Source organism: Tenacibaculum caenipelagi (genome assembly GCF_004363005.1).
Classification (GTDB): Bacteria; Bacteroidota; Bacteroidia; order Flavobacteriales; family Flavobacteriaceae; genus Polaribacter; species Polaribacter caenipelagi.
The window spans coordinates 244,324-260,585 of the sequence record NZ_SNYH01000001.1 but is presented as its reverse complement, the minus strand read 5'-3'; the positions used below and the strand labels follow the sequence as shown (position 1 = coordinate 260,585).

The 16,262-nt window shown below is 32.7% G+C and carries 18 protein-coding genes; 10 read left to right on the top strand and 8 right to left on the bottom strand.

What is annotated here, in order from left to right:
- Positions 1-6 precede the first annotated feature (6 nt).
- Both DFQ07_RS01085 and DFQ07_RS01080 read right to left on the bottom strand, forming a co-directional pair.
- Positions 7-594, bottom strand: a complete 588-nt coding sequence (locus tag DFQ07_RS01085; RefSeq protein ID WP_133534441.1) for an acyl carrier protein phosphodiesterase — start codon at positions 592-594, stop codon at positions 7-9.
- Between the two features lie 63 nt (positions 595-657).
- Positions 658-2,121, bottom strand: a complete 1,464-nt coding sequence (locus DFQ07_RS01080; RefSeq protein ID WP_133534440.1) for an aminoacyl-histidine dipeptidase — start codon at positions 2,119-2,121, stop codon at positions 658-660.
- A gap of 71 nt (positions 2,122-2,192) precedes the next feature.
- Between DFQ07_RS01080 and recR the strand changes: the two genes are divergently transcribed.
- A complete protein-coding gene (recR, locus tag DFQ07_RS01075) occupies positions 2,193-2,810 on the top strand; it encodes a recombination mediator RecR (RefSeq protein WP_133534439.1) in 618 nt (205 codons plus the stop codon).
- A gap of 35 nt (positions 2,811-2,845) precedes the next feature.
- Here the strand turns inward: recR and DFQ07_RS01070 are convergent, their stop codons facing one another.
- From DFQ07_RS01070 to DFQ07_RS01045, 6 genes are all read right to left on the bottom strand, one after another.
- Complete coding sequence (locus tag DFQ07_RS01070; protein ID WP_133534438.1) at positions 2,846-3,235, bottom strand: lipocalin-like domain-containing protein; 390 nt, start codon at positions 3,233-3,235, stop codon at positions 2,846-2,848.
- Positions 3,236-3,427: 192 nt separating this feature from the next.
- Entirely contained in the window at positions 3,428-3,808 is a 381-nt protein-coding gene (locus DFQ07_RS01065) for a lipocalin family protein (RefSeq protein ID WP_133534437.1), read from the bottom strand.
- Positions 3,809-3,879: 71 nt separating this feature from the next.
- Positions 3,880-4,470 carry a CopD family protein gene (locus tag DFQ07_RS01060; RefSeq protein WP_133534436.1) on the bottom strand — a complete coding sequence of 197 codons (591 nt, stop codon included), beginning with the start codon at positions 4,468-4,470 and terminating at the stop codon, positions 3,880-3,882.
- A 137-nt stretch (positions 4,471-4,607) separates the two neighbouring features.
- Entirely contained in the window at positions 4,608-5,645 is a 1,038-nt protein-coding gene (gene hemH, locus DFQ07_RS01055; protein WP_133534435.1) for a ferrochelatase, read from the bottom strand.
- Positions 5,642-6,175: a TrmH family RNA methyltransferase gene (locus DFQ07_RS01050; protein ID WP_133534434.1), complete on the bottom strand. Its 534-nt coding sequence runs from the start codon at positions 6,173-6,175 to the stop codon at positions 5,642-5,644. The genes hemH and DFQ07_RS01050 overlap by 4 nt, the downstream gene beginning before the upstream one ends.
- A 37-nt stretch (positions 6,176-6,212) precedes the next feature.
- Complete coding sequence (locus DFQ07_RS01045) at positions 6,213-7,097, bottom strand: helix-turn-helix domain-containing protein (protein ID WP_133534433.1); 885 nt, start codon at positions 7,095-7,097, stop codon at positions 6,213-6,215.
- Positions 7,098-7,308: 211 nt separating this feature from the next.
- On the opposite strand from DFQ07_RS01045, the gene hemA reads away from it, so the two are divergent.
- The 9 genes from hemA (at position 7,309) to hemF (ending at position 16,141) form a co-directional block, all read left to right on the top strand.
- Entirely contained in the window at positions 7,309-8,580 is a 1,272-nt protein-coding gene (hemA, locus tag DFQ07_RS01040; RefSeq protein WP_133534898.1) for a glutamyl-tRNA reductase, read from the top strand.
- On the top strand, positions 8,564-10,150 hold the full coding sequence (hemC, locus tag DFQ07_RS01035) for a hydroxymethylbilane synthase (protein ID WP_133534432.1): 1,587 nt from the start codon (positions 8,564-8,566) through the stop codon (positions 10,148-10,150). The genes hemA and hemC overlap by 17 nt, the downstream gene beginning before the upstream one ends.
- A gap of 3 nt (positions 10,151-10,153) precedes the next feature.
- Positions 10,154-11,116 carry a porphobilinogen synthase gene (gene hemB, locus DFQ07_RS01030; RefSeq protein ID WP_133534431.1) on the top strand — a complete coding sequence of 321 codons (963 nt, stop codon included), beginning with the start codon at positions 10,154-10,156 and terminating at the stop codon, positions 11,114-11,116.
- Position 11,117: 1 nt separating this feature from the next.
- Positions 11,118-11,366, top strand: coding sequence for a hypothetical protein (locus DFQ07_RS01025; protein ID WP_133534430.1), 249 nt, complete (start codon positions 11,118-11,120; stop codon positions 11,364-11,366).
- Positions 11,367-12,656, top strand: a complete 1,290-nt coding sequence (hemL, locus tag DFQ07_RS01020) for a glutamate-1-semialdehyde 2,1-aminomutase (protein ID WP_133534429.1) — start codon at positions 11,367-11,369, stop codon at positions 12,654-12,656.
- A gap of 83 nt (positions 12,657-12,739) precedes the next feature.
- Entirely contained in the window at positions 12,740-13,771 is a 1,032-nt protein-coding gene (gene hemE, locus DFQ07_RS01015; RefSeq protein WP_133534428.1) for a uroporphyrinogen decarboxylase, read from the top strand.
- 19 nt (positions 13,772-13,790) lie between these two features.
- Positions 13,791-14,393, top strand: coding sequence for a TlpA family protein disulfide reductase (locus DFQ07_RS01010; RefSeq protein WP_133534427.1), 603 nt, complete (start codon positions 13,791-13,793; stop codon positions 14,391-14,393).
- Positions 14,394-14,463: 70 nt separating this feature from the next.
- The gene (locus DFQ07_RS01005; protein ID WP_133534426.1) at positions 14,464-15,210 is read left to right on the top strand and encodes an EI24 domain-containing protein; all 747 of its coding nucleotides are present in this window, start codon (positions 14,464-14,466) and stop codon (positions 15,208-15,210) included.
- 28 nt (positions 15,211-15,238) lie between these two features.
- Complete coding sequence (gene hemF / locus DFQ07_RS01000) at positions 15,239-16,141, top strand: oxygen-dependent coproporphyrinogen oxidase (RefSeq protein WP_133534425.1); 903 nt, start codon at positions 15,239-15,241, stop codon at positions 16,139-16,141.
- Positions 16,142-16,262 lie beyond the last annotated feature (121 nt).

Sequence of the window (16,262 nt, the reverse complement as noted above, 5' to 3'; positions counted from 1 at the left end):
ATTAGGTTAGCTTATTTCTGATATTTTTTGATTTGAAAAAGTATATAAATCTTCAAAGAAAGTAGTGAAATCGTTTTCGAAAATTTGGTAATTTTCCAGTAAGTCTTCCGTAGCTAAATTCATATGAGATTTACCATTGGTACGTCTGTTCATACCACTCAGTACTTCTTGAATACCTTTTGCAAATTGGTAATTATACAACCAGTTGTACTGTATCATAAACGGAAGCATTTCTTGTGTTTTTTCAGGAAGAATATCAATGTTTTCTTGAAGTAATTTATATACAGAATCTACATAAATATTTAACGGAATTTGTGAGTAGTTTTTCCAGTTTTTAGCAAGAAAATGGTCGTAAAATATATCAATAATCACTCCGTCGTAGTGTCGGTACCGTTCATGTAAGCGGCGTTTACTTTTTCTTACAATTTCGTGCGCATCAGTATAAGTGTCAATTTCGCGATGCAACAAAATGCCTTTTTGAATATCTTGATGATAGTGAGAAAACTTGTTCCCCTTAACATGATCTGCAATAAAATTACCAATCATTATATTGGTGTTATTGCCTGAAAGGTATAAATGCGCTAAAAAATTCATTTTATAAATGTAAACAAAAAACCACAACTGAAAAGTTGTGGTTTAAAAGTTTATGTGCAAATTTTAATTCTTTACTGGAGTATTCTTTAAAATCTCTAATAAAAATTTCCAGAATTTTTGTGTAGATGATATTTGTGCACGTTCATCTGGTGAGTGAGCGCCTTTAATATTAGGACCGAAAGAAACCATATCCATTTCAGGGTAGTTTTGACCTAAAATACCACATTCTAATCCTGCATGACAAGCAGCTACAATAGGTTTCTCGTTATGTAATTCTTCGTATAAATTAGTTACAGTTTTTAAAATTTCAGAATTTACATTAGGCAACCATCCTGGGTAAGCTCCAGAAAATTCTACGTCGAATCCTGCTAATTCAAAAGCAGAACGTAATGAATTGGCTAAGTCCCATTTATTAGTTTCTGATGAAGAACGTGTTAAACATCCGATTTTAATAGCACCGTTTTTTACAATAATACGAGCAATATTGTTTGAAGTTTCTACCAATCCTTCAATATCAGGACTCATGCGATATACACCATTTAACGCCGTGTAAACAGCCTTGATTAATCCTTCTTGAACACCTAAATCCATTACAGTTTCAGGAATTTCAACTTCTTTCAATTCGATAGAAAGATTAGGCTCTAATGTTGAAAACTCAGCTTTGATATTGTCGATAAGTTCGTGAATTTCAAATAAGAAAGGTTCTTTAGAAATAGCATCAATCACAACAGTAGAAAAACTTTCACGAGGAATAGCGTTACGTAAACTCCCTCCGTTTATTTCAGCAACACGTAAACCGAAGTTGGTAAACCCATCAAATAATAAACGGTTCATTATTTTGTTGGCGTTTCCTAAGCCTTTAATGATGTCCATTCCTGAGTGACCTCCATTTAATCCAGTAACAGAAATTTCATAGGCTAAGGTGTTTTCTGGGGTAGCTTCTTCGTTATAGTTTCTAGTAGCAGTAACATCTACACCACCAGCACATCCCATTCCTATTTCATCATCTTCTTCTGTGTCTAGGTTTAATAAGATTTCACCTTCTAACAATCCACCTTCAAGTCCCATAGCACCTGTCATACCCGTTTCTTCATCAATCGTGAATAAGGCTTCAATAGCTGGGTGTGGAATATCAGTTGATTCTAAAATTCCCATAATAGCAGCGACACCTAAACCATTATCGGCACCTAAAGTTGTTCCATCTGCTTTTACCCAATCACCATCAACAAACATTTTAATACCTTCTGTATCAAAATCAAAAACAGTATCAGCATTTTTCTGGTGTACCATATCTAAATGGCTTTGCATTACTACCGTTTTACGGTCTTCCATACCAGAAGTAGCAGGTTTGCGAATAATTACGTTTCCTACTTTGTCAACCATGGTCTCAAGGTTCAATTTTTTACCAAAATCAACCATGAATTGAATGACTCTTTCTTCTTTTTTTGATGGACGAGGTACTGCATTTAAATCGGCAAAATTTTTCCAAACAGCTTTCGGTTCTAGGTTTCTTATCTCTGAATTCATTGTGAATTGAATGTTTAATTTTAAAGCTACGAAGATACTTAATCCTTATTGAAAAATTGTAAATTCGCAGTATGGATTTTTCGTCGAAATTATTAGAAAATGCAGTAAATGAAGTAAGTCGGTTACCTGGTATTGGTAAGCGTACTGCACTTCGTTTGGTGTTGCATTTGTTGAAGCAACCTAAGGAGCATACAAAGTATTTAACAGAAGCATTGACGCATTTACGTAACGATGTAAAGTCTTGTAAAAAATGCCATAATATTTCAGACACGATATTGTGTGATATTTGTAGTAATCCGAAAAGAAATGATGAAATTGTATGTGTGGTAGAAGACATTCGTGATGTGATGGCGATTGAAAATACAGCACAATATAGAGGTTTGTATCATGTATTAGGTGGAAAGATTTCTCCTATTGAAGGAATTGGTCCTCAAAACTTACAAATAGAGTCTTTAGTAGAGAAAGTAAAGAATGGTGAGGTAAAAGAGTTAATTTTTGCATTGAGTTCTACGATGGAAGGTGATACAACCAACTTTTATATTTACAAGCAGATAGAACAATACAAAATTACGACTTCAACGATTGCTAGAGGAATCTCGGTAGGAGACGAGTTAGAATATGCAGATGAAGTTACTTTAGGAAGAAGTATTGTAAATAGGATACCGTTTGAACAGTCGATAAAAGGCTAAAAAGCGAAGTGTTTGAACTTCGCTTTTTTAGCTAATTATTTTCTACTATAAGCTAATTCCTCTTCACCTTCTTCTAAAAAGATTAAAGTGTTATTGTTATCTTCAAATCTAATTGAAGTATCTATAGATAAGCCTTGTCTTTCTAATGTATATAGGTTTTCGCCTTTTTTATTCCAATTACCTTTAGTTATACCAGTACTCACACATTCATCATCTGTTAAAGAAAGGTAAGTGTTAATTATTAAATCGAAATCATTCTCAAAGATCATTGTTGATTTTTTTGTGCACTCATCAGCATCATCACCATACTGACGAATTAATTGCCATTTTCCAATAATAATATCATCACTCAAAGGAGTATTCTCGTTTGATGAACAAGAAAGTAGGGTTACTGTTAAAATTGATAGTGCAATAATTTTTTTCATAGCTTAAAATATTTATAGGTTATAATTATGCACGAAAGTAGTGTAATTAATAAGGAAGGAAAAGAAGGAAGTTGTTATTTATCTGTTAATTTTTTTGTAATATTTATGTGTGGGTTTTTAGAGTGAATTAAAAGAGGAACAAAAAAACAGCTTTGAAATTTCAAAGCTGTTTTAGGTAAAAAAAAATATTAATTACTTTCTTTTGTATACTATGTTGTCTTCAATAATAGTAAAAGTATTATTGTTGTCAGAAAAAACTATTTTAGTAGTACCCTCAGTATTTTCAAGAGAAGGGATAAGTCCGTAGTTTTCTTTACCTTTATTACTCCAGTTACCCTCATCTCCACCACCAGAAACACAATTATCACTTTCGTCAGTGTAATAATAAGTTTCAGAGTAAGTTCCATTTTCATTAAAAGTCATTGTGTTTTTCTGTCCACAAGTACTTACTTCTTCATTATTCTCAGAAAATAAATACCAAGTACCAACTATAGGGTCTGTATTATTTTCATCATCAGAAGAACAAGAAAACAAACTAAACATAGCAATTGTTAAGATCAAATTTTTTTTCATAGTTTAATGTAATTTAATATGAGATTATAATTTGCGACGAAAGTAGTAAAGTAATTCGTTAGAAAAAGAAATTAATTACCATCCATTTCATCCTCGTCAATCAACTCTTGCTCATATTTGTCCCACGATTTTTTAGCTCTAATTCTTTTGTACATTTTTACTGCAAGCATTAGTAAAATAGAAACTAACAGAATTCCTATAACACCCCAAATCCAGTTAATAGCATTTTTTAAAACCACTAAAAATACAATAGCGAATAATAAAATGGTAGCTACTTCATTCCATAAACGTAGTTTTAATGCAGAATACTTTATTTCATTTCGCTGTAGTTGTTTGTAGATTGAATGACAAGCTCCATGATAAAAGTATAAAGCCAATACGAAGGCTAATTTTACATGCATCCAAGGCATTTCTAAATACACAGGATTTTTATACAGCATCCAAAAAGCAAAAAAACTAGCTAATATTGCTGATGGCCATGTAATGATATACCACAAACGTTTTTCCATTAATTTGTATTGGGTTTGTAAAATATCTTTAGCAGGTTGTTCTTTTTTATCAGCTTCTGCATGGTAAATGAATAAACGAACCATGTAGAACAAACCAGCAAACCAGGTTACTACAAATATGATATGTAATGCTTTTACGTATAAAAAATCCATGAGTTTTAGTGTTTGAAAGTTGTAAAGTTACAAGTTTTTAATTTTGCTAACTGCTAATCTAAATGAGATTATTACGTCGTTATCACTTCTCATAATGACAGTTTTTATGGTCATTGCGAGCAGAGCGTGGCAATCTGTTAATTGTTTGCTGTTAACTGAAACTCTTTAATCCATCCAGCTAATACATTTACCCATTCATCATTGTCATTAATACAAGGAACAGTGTGGAATTCTTCTCCACCAGCTTCTAAAAACTCATGTTTACCTTCCATTGCTATTTCTTCCAGAGTTTCTAAACAGTCAGAAACAAAGGCAGGAGTAACAATGGCTAGTTTTTTAATACCATCTTTTTCAGCCTTATTTACAATCGTTCTGTCGGTATAGGGTTGTAGCCAAGGATCAACACCTAAACGTGACTGAAACGAGGTTGAAACTTTGCTTTCATCTAACCCTAATTCAGAAATTACATTTTTGGTAGTTTGATAACATTGGTGACGGTAACAAAACTTATGTGCTTCAGAAGAAGTGTTACAGCAAGATAAGTTCCCAGCTTCAGGGTTACAATGTGATTTTGTAATATCAGATTTTCTAATATGACGCTCTGGTACCCCGTGATAAGAGAATAAGATATGGTCGTAGTCTTTATCAGCTAAATAATCTTGAATACTGCTAGATAATGCTTTGATGTACTCAGGTTTATTGTAAAAAGCAGGTACATCCGTAATTTTCATAGTAGGAAAGAATTCCTTTCTCAATTCTTCAGCTAAAACTAAAATAGTTTCGGTAGTAGCCATTGCAAATTGAGGATATAACGGAATTAATAATACTTCTGTTACACCTTTGTCGTGTAGTTCTTGCAATCCACTTTTTATCGATGGATTTCCGTAGCGCATTGCTAAAGCAACAGGTAGTTCTGTTTTTGCTTGCACTTTTGTTTGTAAACGTTCAGATAATACAATCAAAGGAGAACCTTCTTTCCACCAGATTTTTTGATATGCCTCTGCCGATTTCTTAGGGCGAGTATTTAATATAATTCCCTTTACAATAAATGTTCTCAACCAATAAGGAACATCAATAACTCGCTCATCCATTAAAAATTCATCAAGGTATTTTTTTACATCTTTAGGATTGGTGCTTTTAGGTGATCCAAGGTTTACTAATAAAACTCCTTTCATATTTTGGCTGAATTTATTTCAGAATCTTTTTTATTTAATTGGTTTGTTGTTTCGTACAGCGCAATAGCTAAACTATGAATTACATTCATGCTAGAGTTACGCCCGTACATAGGTATAGCTACTGTTGCGTCTACCAAATTAACATTTTCTATACCGTTTCTTTCGCTACCCAAAAGTAAAACAATTTTCGCATGAGGTGTAAAATCATAATCGTTAATATTGATACTTTCATCGGTAATTTCAATTCCAATAACGGTATTTCCTTCTTGTTTTAATTGAAGAATCAATTGCTCGAAATTACTATAGTTTTCGTAAGGTATTTGCTGAATAGTGTTGCGTGCAGTTTTCTTTACAATTCTATTTTCTACAGAAGGAGAACTTTCGTGTAAATATATTTTTGATACTCCAAAACTTTCCGAAATACGAAAGCACATTCCTATATTTTCTGGAGTACGAATAGCATCGCAGACAATAGTTATAGGGAATTCTTGCTGGTTGTTTTCTATATCGTAATGAGTTAGTTGTTTCATTGGACTTAAATTTCTGGGTATTGGTTATGAACGAAATCTATTGTTGTAAGCTCATTACATATTGTTTTGGGGTAGTACCAAATTTCTTTTTAAAGGCAGCGATAAAGTGACTAGAGGTACTATAGCCAACTTGTAACCCAACTTCATTTACATTGTATTGATTGCTTTCTAGTAACTTTCGTGCGTAATCCATTTTGTAGTCAAATAAAAAACTATACACAGTGTCTCCATAAATTTGTTTGAAACCTTCCTTTAATTTTTTGAGGTTTAAGCCTACTTCATTGGATAAGTCTTGTAAACTAGGAGGTTCACTCATTCTTGAAATAATAATGTCTTTTGCTTTTCTAATTTTTAAAACTTCTCGATCATCTACTAAAAATGGACAATATTCTTCGGTGGTATTTTCACCACTATCAAAATGCAAGCTTAGTAGTTCGTATGTTTTTCCTTTAACGTATAAATCACGCATAGAGCTTTGGCTTTGTGCTGTAAGTATTTGCTGAAGTACCATTAATACATTTGGGTTTATTTCAGCATTATCATAATACTTTTTGTTTTTATTGTCTTCACTTAAAAAAGGAATATAGCTAGCCTCTTTAGAAAATAGAGCATGAAACTTTTCAATAGAGATTAATACTGAAACCAATGAGGTTTTTGGTAGTATCTCTAAGTTAATAGGTAAGTTTTGTTGTGGGTTATATAAGAAAATAGAATGCTTGTCTAATACATTAAAAGTGTAGGTGTTATTGTTGAAATGAAATTTACAATTACCTTTAACACAGTAATGTAGTTGTATGTAAGAGTTGCCTATGTCTCTCTTGAAAAATTCAGTTTCGTCAGAGTTGTTTTGAAATTTTAATACAAAAAAACCTTGTTCTAATAGAACTTCTCTAAATGTACTTTCTGCGATATTTTTTGACATGGATTCAATATTTTTAAAAAGAACTTTTATTTAGAATGATTCTAAAGTAAAATATCCTTAATAGCCTATTTCACTGCAAAAATACACTTTTGAGTAAGTTTTTTAGCTGTTTTTAAGCGAAAAAACAAATAGCGACATTAAAAGTTCTTTTAGCGATACTTTTTTTTATTCAATATTTATATTTTTGACCGACTTTTTTGAAGAAGACTCAATGACAGTAGATAACAAACATCATAGTAATTTATACAACATAGGCGTTAGTTATAAAAAAGCTGATGCTACGACTAGAGGAAAATTTAGTATATCTAAAGAGAATCAGATAGCACTTTTAAAAGAAGCGAAGCAAAAAGGAGTAGATGGTATTTTTGTATTATCTACCTGTAATAGAACAGAAATATGTGGTTTTGCAGAGCATCCTTTTCAATTGATAAGCATGTTGTGTAAATATTCAAACGGTTCTGTTGAAGAATTTGCAAATGTCTCTAACGTATATAAAAATAAAGAGGCTATCAATCATTTATTCAGAATGGGTACAGGACTGGATAGTCAAATTTTAGGAGATTACGAAATAGTAGGGCAATTGCGTCAAGCATTTAAGCAGGCAAAAAAAGAAGGAACTACCAACGCGTATTTTGAACGTTTATTAAATCACGTAATGCAAGCAAGCAAACGTGTAAAAAATGAAACAAAGCTAAGTTCGGGAACTACTTCGGTATCATACGCAGCTGTGCAGTATATCATCAATAATTTACCAGATTATAATTCGAAAAATATTTTAGTTTTCGGATTGGGTAAAATGGGAAAACACACTTGTAAAAATTTAGCAGAGTACACGCAAAATAAATCGGTTAGCTTAATTAATAGAACAGAAGAAAAAGTTTCTGAATTTGTAAAAGAACACCCGTTAATTAGAAACGCTAAGTATCATGACTTACCTGCTGAGGTAAACAATACAGATGTGTTAGTAGTATCTACAGGAGCTAGTTTTCCAACTATTACCAAAGAACATGTTCCAACAGATAAGGACTTGTTAATTTTAGATTTATCAATGCCAGCAAATGTAGCTAAAGAAGTTGCAGAGTTAGAAAATATAACAATAATAAATGTTGATGATTTATCTAAAATCACAGACGAAACTTTAGCGATACGTCAACAAGAAGTACCAATTGCAGAAGCTATTATTAATACTCATAATCAAGAGTTTCAAGAATGGTTAAATCATAGAAGGTTTACACCAGCTATCACAGCGTTAAAAGAATCGTTACAAATGATTCAGCAAGATGAAATAGCTTTTCACAAGAAAAAAATCAAAAATTTTGATGAAGAACAAGCAGAAATATTAACATCAAGATTTATACAAAAAATAACTACACAATTTGTAAAACACTTAAAAGACGAAGAAACTTCAGTAAATACAAGTATTGAAGTAATGGCTAAAGTGTTTGGTGCAAATTTAGATACTATACATGCAGAAGATAATTAGAATAGGTACACGCGATAGCCAATTGGCTATGTGGCAAGCAAAAAAAGTTCAAAAACTTTTAGAAGAATTAGGTCATCAAACTCAATTAATCCCCGTTAAAGCAACGGGTGATTTAGTTTTAGATAAACCCCTTTACGAATTAGGAATCACTGGGATTTTTACCAAAAATTTAGACATTGCCATGTTGAATGACGATATCGATATTGCGGTACATTCTATGAAAGATGTTCCTACAGTATTACCGGAAGGTATTATACAAGCGGCGGTTTTAAAGCGTGCTAATTACAACGATATTTTGTTGTTAAAAGACAACGAAGAGTTTATGTCGCAACCTAGTGGAGTTATTGCTACTGGTAGTTTACGAAGAAAAGCTCAGTGGTTAAACCGTTATCCAACACATAAAGTAGAAGGTTTACGTGGTAACGTTAATACGCGTTTACAAAAGTTAGAAGATAATGATTGGAACGGAGCTATTTTTGCGGCAGCTGGTTTAGAACGTGTAGGTTTACGACCAAAAGGAGCAGTGAACTTAACATGGATGATTCCTGCACCGGCACAAGGAGCTATTATGATTACTGCTTTAGATAAGGATGAAGAAATCAAAGAGATTTGTGCAGAGTTAAATGACAAAGACACAGAGATCTGTACAGGGATAGAGCGTGAGTTTTTAAACCGTTTAGAAGGAGGTTGTACAGCACCAATTGGAGCTTTAGCTTTTATAAATGAAAAGGAAGAAGAAATTAACTTTAAAGGAATTTTACTAAGTAGAGATGGTAAGAAGAAGATTGAAGTTAGTAAAAAAGTTAAAGTAGGTAAACATAAGTTTGTAGCAAAAGATTGTGCAAACTATGTGATAGATAAAGGAGGGAAGCTACTAATGATGGAGGATGAAGGCATAGAAAAACAATTTGCTATTTATTCAACCAAAAAATTATCTGAAACACAAAAGAAATTATTGCCAACCCACATGAGTGTGGAAGATAGCGATTTTATCAAAATTCGTTTTAACAGAATTGCTCCTAAAGTAATTAAAGAAGAAATAGAAAATGTAATCATTACTAGTAAAAATGGGGTAGAAGCAATTCTAAACTCATTTACTTCAGATGAATTACAATTTAAAAATATTTACTGTGTAGGTCGAAGAACTAAAAAGTTAATCGAACAACGTATAGGAAAAGTAACACATTCTGAAAATAATGCTAAAAAGCTATCTGAATATTTATCAAAAGAATTGAAAGAACAAGAAGTTACTTATTTCTGTAGTGATTTGCGTTTAGATACACTTCCAATGATTTTAAAAGCAAACGGAATTACCGTAAATGAAGTAGAAGCTTATAAAACTATGTACAGTCCAGCAAAAGTTGATGAAAAAGTAAACGGAGTATTGTTTTACAGTCCATCAACAGTTGAAAGCTACATGCAAAAAAATACAGCAGATAAAATAGCTTTTTGTATAGGTGATAGTACAGCGAATGAAGCTAAAAAGCATTTTAAAGAAGTGCAAATAGCAAAGTTACCAACAGTAGAGAGTGTTATAGAGTTAGTGAATCTACACTTTGTAAAAGAATAAACTATGTTTAGAACACGCAGATTAAGAAAAACAGAAAATATCCGTCGATTAGTAAGAGAAAACAAACTATCGGTAGATGATTTTATATATCCATTATTTATTGAAGAAGGAACAGGTATTGAAACTGAAATCCCTTCAATGCCAGGAATCAATCGTTATTCGTTAGATACAATTTCTAAAGAGTTAAACGAAGTTGTAGCGCTAAAAATTCCAGCAGTTTTATTATTTGGTATTCCATCTAAAAAAGATGATGAAGGTACCGAAACTTGGAATGACAACGGAATCATGCAACAAGCTATCCGATTCATAAAAAAGAATTACCCGAGTTTATATGTAATTACAGATGTATGTTTTTGTGAATACACGTCACATGGCCACTGCGGAGTAATACATGATAATGATGTAGATAACGATGCTACTTTAGTAAATTTAGCGAAGCAAACAGTATCACATGCGAAAGCAGGAGCTGATATGGTAGCCCCATCAGGAATGATGGACGGTGCTATTGCTATGATGCGCGAAGCGTTAGATAATACTGATTTTGCGAACTTACCAATTATGGGATATTCTGTAAAATATGCTTCAGGATTTTACGGACCTTTCAGAGAGGCGGTAGATTCAGCACCATCATTTGGTGATAGAAGAACCTACCAAATGGATCCTTCTAATAGAGATGAAGGATTGCGTGAAGCAACTTTTGATGATGAAGAAGGAGCAGATATTTTAATGGTAAAACCAGCTTTGTCGTATTTAGATATCATTAGAGATTTAAAAAATAATTTTGATAGGCCAATTGCTTGCTATAATGTAAGTGGAGAATACTCAATGATAAAAGCAGCCGCTGAAAAAGGTTGGATTGATGGTGAAAAAGTAATGATGGAAAGCTTATTATCAATGAAAAGAGCAGGAGCAGATATTATCATTACCTACTTTGCTAAAGAAGCGGCAAGAGTTTTAATGAGATAAAATGGAAAGAATAGCTATAGCAGGAAATATAGAGGCTCCTATATATAAACTACTATTAGATAAAGGGTTTAAAATATCTATAGAAAGTGAACATTGGGTTGCAAAAGGTGAGGATTTTGAAGCTATAGCTGATAATATAATTGAATTAGCAGGTATAATATACTTGAAAGAAAATAAAGGTAAGAACTGGAAAGTTGGTGATGATGTAATTGATAATTACGTCGACTTTCTTAAAATGAATGAAAAATAAATGGAATTCAAAAAATCACAAGAATTATACAACAAAGGATTAGTAAACCTTGTAGGAGCGGTAAATTCACCAGTACGTGCATTTGCTTCAGTAGGAGGGAATCCTTTATTCATAAAAAAAGCTAAAGGAAGTAAAATTACCGATGTTGATGGTAATTCATATATCGATTTAGTATTGTCGTACGGACCAATGATTTTAGGTCACCGTCATAAGAAAGTACAAAAGGCGATTACGAAGGCTTTAAAAAATGGATATTCTTTTGGAGCATCAACTAAGAATGAAATCAAACTTGCAAAAATTGTTTGTGATGCTTTTCCAGGAATGGATAAAGTACGTTTTGTAAATTCTGGTACAGAGGCGGTGTTAAGTGGAATTCGTTTGGCGAGAGCTTATACAGGAAAAGATAAAATCATCAAGTTTGCTGGTTGTTATCACGGGCATCAAGATGCTTTATTAGTAGCTGCGGGTTCTGGTTTAGCAACTTTGAGTTTACCAGGGAGTAAAGGTGTACCAGAAGGAGCTGTAAAAAACACGTTGATTGCAAACTACAATGATTTAGAAAGTGTAAAAGCTCATTTTGAAGCTCACGATGATATTGCAGGGGTAATTTTAGAGCCTGTAGCAGGAAATATGGGAGTGGTAACACCACAAAACAATTTCTTAAAAGAATTAAAAGTGTATTTACAATCTAAAGGAGCACTATTGATTGTTGATGAGGTAATGACAGGTTTCCGTTCTAAATTTGGAGGAGCTCAAGAATTATTTGATGTTGAAGCAGATATTACCTGTTTAGGAAAAGTTATTGGAGGAGGTTTCCCAGTAGGAGCTTATGGAGCTCGTAATGAAATTATGGAAATGGTGGCTCCGTTAGGAGGAATGTACCAAGCGGGAACGTTAAGTGGTAACCCAATTGCAATGGCAGCAGGAATTTCTACTCTAACAGAATTAAAGAAACAAAATCCATATGAAAAGTTCAATGAGATTGCTCAAATTATTGAGGTATTCTTGTTAGAATCGGCTAAAAAGTACGGAGTAGAAATCACGGTTAACCGATTTGGTTCGATGATTAATCCATTTTTTACAAATAAAGAAGTAACTAATTTTGAAGATGCACAAACTTCAGATACGAAGAAATATGCTACTTTCTTTTGGGAAATGACTAAAAATGGTGTGTTTTTACCACCAAGTCAGTTTGAAGCTTGGTTCTTATCATCAGCATTAACCGAAAAGGATATCCAAAAGATAACAAATGCCATTGATAAGTCGATGGAAGCAGTATCAAAAATGTAGAATAAATAAATTGTCATTACAAGAAAGTGTGGCGAAGTTAGTATAAGATTGCTTCACTCTGTTCGCAATGACGTAGAAGAAATATGATAAAAAACGATTTATTTTTAAGAGCGTTAAAAGGAGAAACTGTAGATCGTCCACCAGTATGGATGATGCGTCAGGCAGGAAGATATTTGCCAGAATTTATGGAATTACGTGAAAAGTACGATTTCTTTACACGTTGTAGAATTCCAGAATTAGCTTCTGAAATTACAGTACAGCCTATCCGTAGATACGGAATGGATGCTGCTATTTTATTTTCAGATATTTTAGTAATTCCACAAGCAATGAATATTGAGGTGGAAATGAAACCTAATTTTGGTCCGTATTTACCAAACCCAGTAAGAGATAAAAAAGGATTAGATAGTGTTATCATACCTGATGTACATGAAGAATTAGGATATGTAATGGATGCTATTAAAGCAACCAAAGAAAAGTTGAATGATGAAATTCCATTAATTGGTTTTGCAGGTTCTCCGTGGACTATTTTGTGCTATGTTGTACAAGGGCAAGGGTCTAAGAATTTTGATAAAGCAAAAGAATTTTGTTTTACACAACCAGTTTTGGCACACGAATTGCTTCAGAAGATAACAGATACCACAATTGCTTATTTAAAAGCAAAAGTTGAAGCAGGTGTAAATGCAGTACAAGTTTTTGATTCTTGGGGAGGAATGTTATCTCCAACCGATTATCAAGAGTTTTCATGGCAATATATCAATCAGATAATTGAAGCATTAAAAGATGACGCTCCAGTAATCGCTTTTGGTAAAGGGTGTTGGTTTGCCTTACACGAAATGGCACAATCAAATGCCTCAGCTTTAGGAGTCGATTGGACATGTTCAGCAAGAAATGCACGTTATTTAACAGGAGGTAATATTACCTTACAAGGTAATTTTGACCCTTCGCGATTGCTGTCTCCACCTGCTGAAATAAAAAAGATGGTAAACCAAATGATTAATGAGTTTGGTAAAGACAAATATATTGTTAACTTGGGGCATGGAATTTTACCCAACATTCCGCTCGAAAATGCACAAGCATTTATAGATGCGGTAAAGGAGTATAAAGCCGACAGATAACCCCTTTAAATAATTAAAAATGAAGAAACTATTTTTTGTTTTGATGTGTTTTTTAACTACCGTTACTTTCGCACAAAATAAAACGTATTACAATTTTGCAGTAAACAATTGCGGTGAAGAAAGTGCAGAAGATTTGATTGATAAGTGCATTAAAGGCTCTTATTTATTAAATTATAACTTTACTACGATAGATAGTAAAACGGTAAGCACAGACAAGATTAACAAACCAATTGTGCTAATTACTAATGCTACTTGGTCAGCTCCTTGTTGGGGAGATGTACCAGCCTTAAATGCAATGGTAGAAAAATATCATGGTAAGTTAGAGTTTATCATGGTTTTTTGGGATAAGGAAGATAAGGTGAAAAGAATGGCAGAGAAGTTAGATAAGAGAATAAAATTAGTACCTGCGAGAGATATAGATAAAGTTCAAAAAGGATATTTAGATGTTAGTGGTTTTGTACACAAATTAGATTATCCTACAGCTTATTTAATAGATAAAGACAAGCAATTTATAAATGTAAAAAGAGGAGCAGTTACTCCAACAAAAGAAGTTGGTTGGGATGAAGTGAATGAAATCAATACAAAGAATTTTGAAGATTTTTTAGCTCCAATTTTGAAGTAATTAAAAAGTAATATTTTTTAAGACCTCTTTCTTAATCGAAAGAGGTTTTTTATTTTCACAAAAAAAATAGATGATACAAAATATTGTAAAAGGAATTCAAGCTTATTTTGGAGCTTTTGGATTGATTTCTAAATTAAAGCTATGGAAGTATTTTATCATTCCAATGTTTATAAGCCTACTAACGGCAGTGTTTGTGGGGTTTATGGCGTATATGTTTTCAGACAACATTGGTCACTACGTAGCCAATTTTTGGAAATGGGAATTTGGTAGACAAACGTTTGAGATAATTAGTACTTTTATAAGTGGATTACTAATTGTTGTGATTGGCTTGGTGTTATATAAACATATTGTAATGGCGTTGTCAGCACCTTTTATGAGTCCAGTTTCAGAAAAAATTGAAGATCATTTAAGAGGTAAAGGCCACACGTACCGAATTACCTCTTTTCGAGAGCAATTAATTAGGGGGATACGAATTAACGTAAGAAACTTAACAAAAGAATTACTATTAACTATTCCTATCATATTATTAGGGTTTATTCCTGTTATAGGAATCATTTCAACAATACTGTTGTTTTTGATGCAGGCGTATTATGCAGGTTTTGGTAATATGGATTATACACTTGAACGTCATTTTAAGTATAGAGAAAGCATCCGTTTTGTAAAACAAAATAAAGGTTTAGCAATAGGAAACGGAATAGTGTTTATACTTTTTTTATTAATTCCTATAATTGGAGTCATCCTAGTGTTACCATTATCAGTTACGGCAGCAACTACTGAAACTATTAAAAAAATTCAATTAAAAAAATTACCAGAATAAGTACTTTTGCACTTCAATAGAAATTAAGATGAAAGAACAATTTTACGCCTATATTCAACAATTACAAGACACGATAACATCAAAACTAGAAGAAGTCGATGGTAAAGCGAAATTTCAAGAAGATGTATGGAAGCGTGCCGAAGGTGGAGGAGGTAGAACTCGTGTAATTGAAAATGGAAATATTTTTGAAAAAGGAGGCGTAAATATATCTAAAGTTTTTGGTGAATTACCAGAGGTGTTAAGAAAACAATTCGGTGTAGAAAGTGGTGATTTCTTTGCTTGTGGATTAAGTTTAGTAATTCATCCTAAGAATCCGTTTGTGCCAACAGTACATGCCAACTGGCGTTATTTTGAAATGTATGATGGAGAAGGAAATATTGTTACTCAGTGGTTTGGAGGCGGACAAGATTTAACTCCATATTACTTATTTGAAGAGGATGCAGTGCATTTTCATTCGGTTTGTAAAGAAGCTTGCGACAAACATCATCCTGATTTTTATCCGAAATATAAAGAAACTTGTGATAACTATTTTTGGAATGCACACCGAAATGAAGCCCGTGGTTTAGGAGGTTTATTCTTTGATTATTTAAAAGAAACAGAAGAGTTCTCAATGCAAGATCGATATGATTTTGTTACCGAAGTAGGAAATAGCTTTTTAAACTCATATGCACCTATTGTTGAGAGAAGAAAAGATATGGAATATACTCAGGAACATAAAGATTGGCAAGAAGTGCGTCGTGGTCGCTATGTAGAGTTCAATTTGGTACATGATAGAGGAACATTATTTGGATTGAAAACCAACGGACGTATCGAAAGTATTTTAATGAGTTTACCGCCTACTGTACAATGGAAATACAACCACCACCCAGAAGAAGGCTCAGAAGAAGCAAAATTGTTAGTGGTGTTGGCAAAACCTAAAAATTGGGTGTAAACTTTTTATAGATATAAGATAGAGAAAAAGACAAAGCAGATAGTGTTTTGTCTTTTTTGTTGTTGTAGAACAAAAAAATCAAATAGTTAATCTATAGTACTCAATAATTTTAATTTAGGTT

Excerpts from the sequence above, each read along its gene's own strand:
- DFQ07_RS01050 (WP_133534434.1), bottom strand. The coding sequence starts at position 6,175 with ATGAAACAACTAACTCATTACGATATAGAAAACAACCAGCAAGAATTC.
- recR (WP_133534439.1), top strand. The coding sequence starts at position 2,193 with ATGGATTTTTCGTCGAAATTATTAGAAAATGCAGTAAATGAAGTAAGT.
- DFQ07_RS01060 (WP_133534436.1), bottom strand. The coding sequence starts at position 4,470 with ATGGATTTTTTATACGTAAAAGCATTACATATCATATTTGTAGTAACC.
- hemA (WP_133534898.1), top strand. The coding sequence starts at position 7,309 with ATGACAGTAGATAACAAACATCATAGTAATTTATACAACATAGGCGTT.
- DFQ07_RS01085 (WP_133534441.1), bottom strand. The coding sequence starts at position 594 with ATGAATTTTTTAGCGCATTTATACCTTTCAGGCAATAACACCAATATA.
- DFQ07_RS01070 (WP_133534438.1), bottom strand. The coding sequence starts at position 3,235 with ATGAAAAAAATTATTGCACTATCAATTTTAACAGTAACCCTACTTTCT.
- DFQ07_RS01080 (WP_133534440.1), bottom strand. The coding sequence starts at position 2,121 with ATGAATTCAGAGATAAGAAACCTAGAACCGAAAGCTGTTTGGAAAAAT.
- hemL (WP_133534429.1), top strand. The coding sequence starts at position 11,367 with ATGGAATTCAAAAAATCACAAGAATTATACAACAAAGGATTAGTAAAC.
- DFQ07_RS01025 (WP_133534430.1), top strand. The coding sequence starts at position 11,118 with ATGGAAAGAATAGCTATAGCAGGAAATATAGAGGCTCCTATATATAAA.
- hemE (WP_133534428.1), top strand. The coding sequence starts at position 12,740 with ATGATAAAAAACGATTTATTTTTAAGAGCGTTAAAAGGAGAAACTGTA.
- DFQ07_RS01045 (WP_133534433.1), bottom strand. The coding sequence starts at position 7,097 with ATGTCAAAAAATATCGCAGAAAGTACATTTAGAGAAGTTCTATTAGAA.
- DFQ07_RS01010 (WP_133534427.1), top strand. The coding sequence starts at position 13,791 with ATGAAGAAACTATTTTTTGTTTTGATGTGTTTTTTAACTACCGTTACT.
- DFQ07_RS01005 (WP_133534426.1), top strand. The coding sequence starts at position 14,464 with ATGATACAAAATATTGTAAAAGGAATTCAAGCTTATTTTGGAGCTTTT.
- hemC (WP_133534432.1), top strand. The coding sequence starts at position 8,564 with ATGCAGAAGATAATTAGAATAGGTACACGCGATAGCCAATTGGCTATG.
- hemF (WP_133534425.1), top strand. The coding sequence starts at position 15,239 with ATGAAAGAACAATTTTACGCCTATATTCAACAATTACAAGACACGATA.
- DFQ07_RS01065 (WP_133534437.1), bottom strand. The coding sequence starts at position 3,808 with ATGAAAAAAAATTTGATCTTAACAATTGCTATGTTTAGTTTGTTTTCT.
- hemH (WP_133534435.1), bottom strand. The coding sequence starts at position 5,645 with ATGAAAGGAGTTTTATTAGTAAACCTTGGATCACCTAAAAGCACCAAT.
- hemB (WP_133534431.1), top strand. The coding sequence starts at position 10,154 with ATGTTTAGAACACGCAGATTAAGAAAAACAGAAAATATCCGTCGATTA.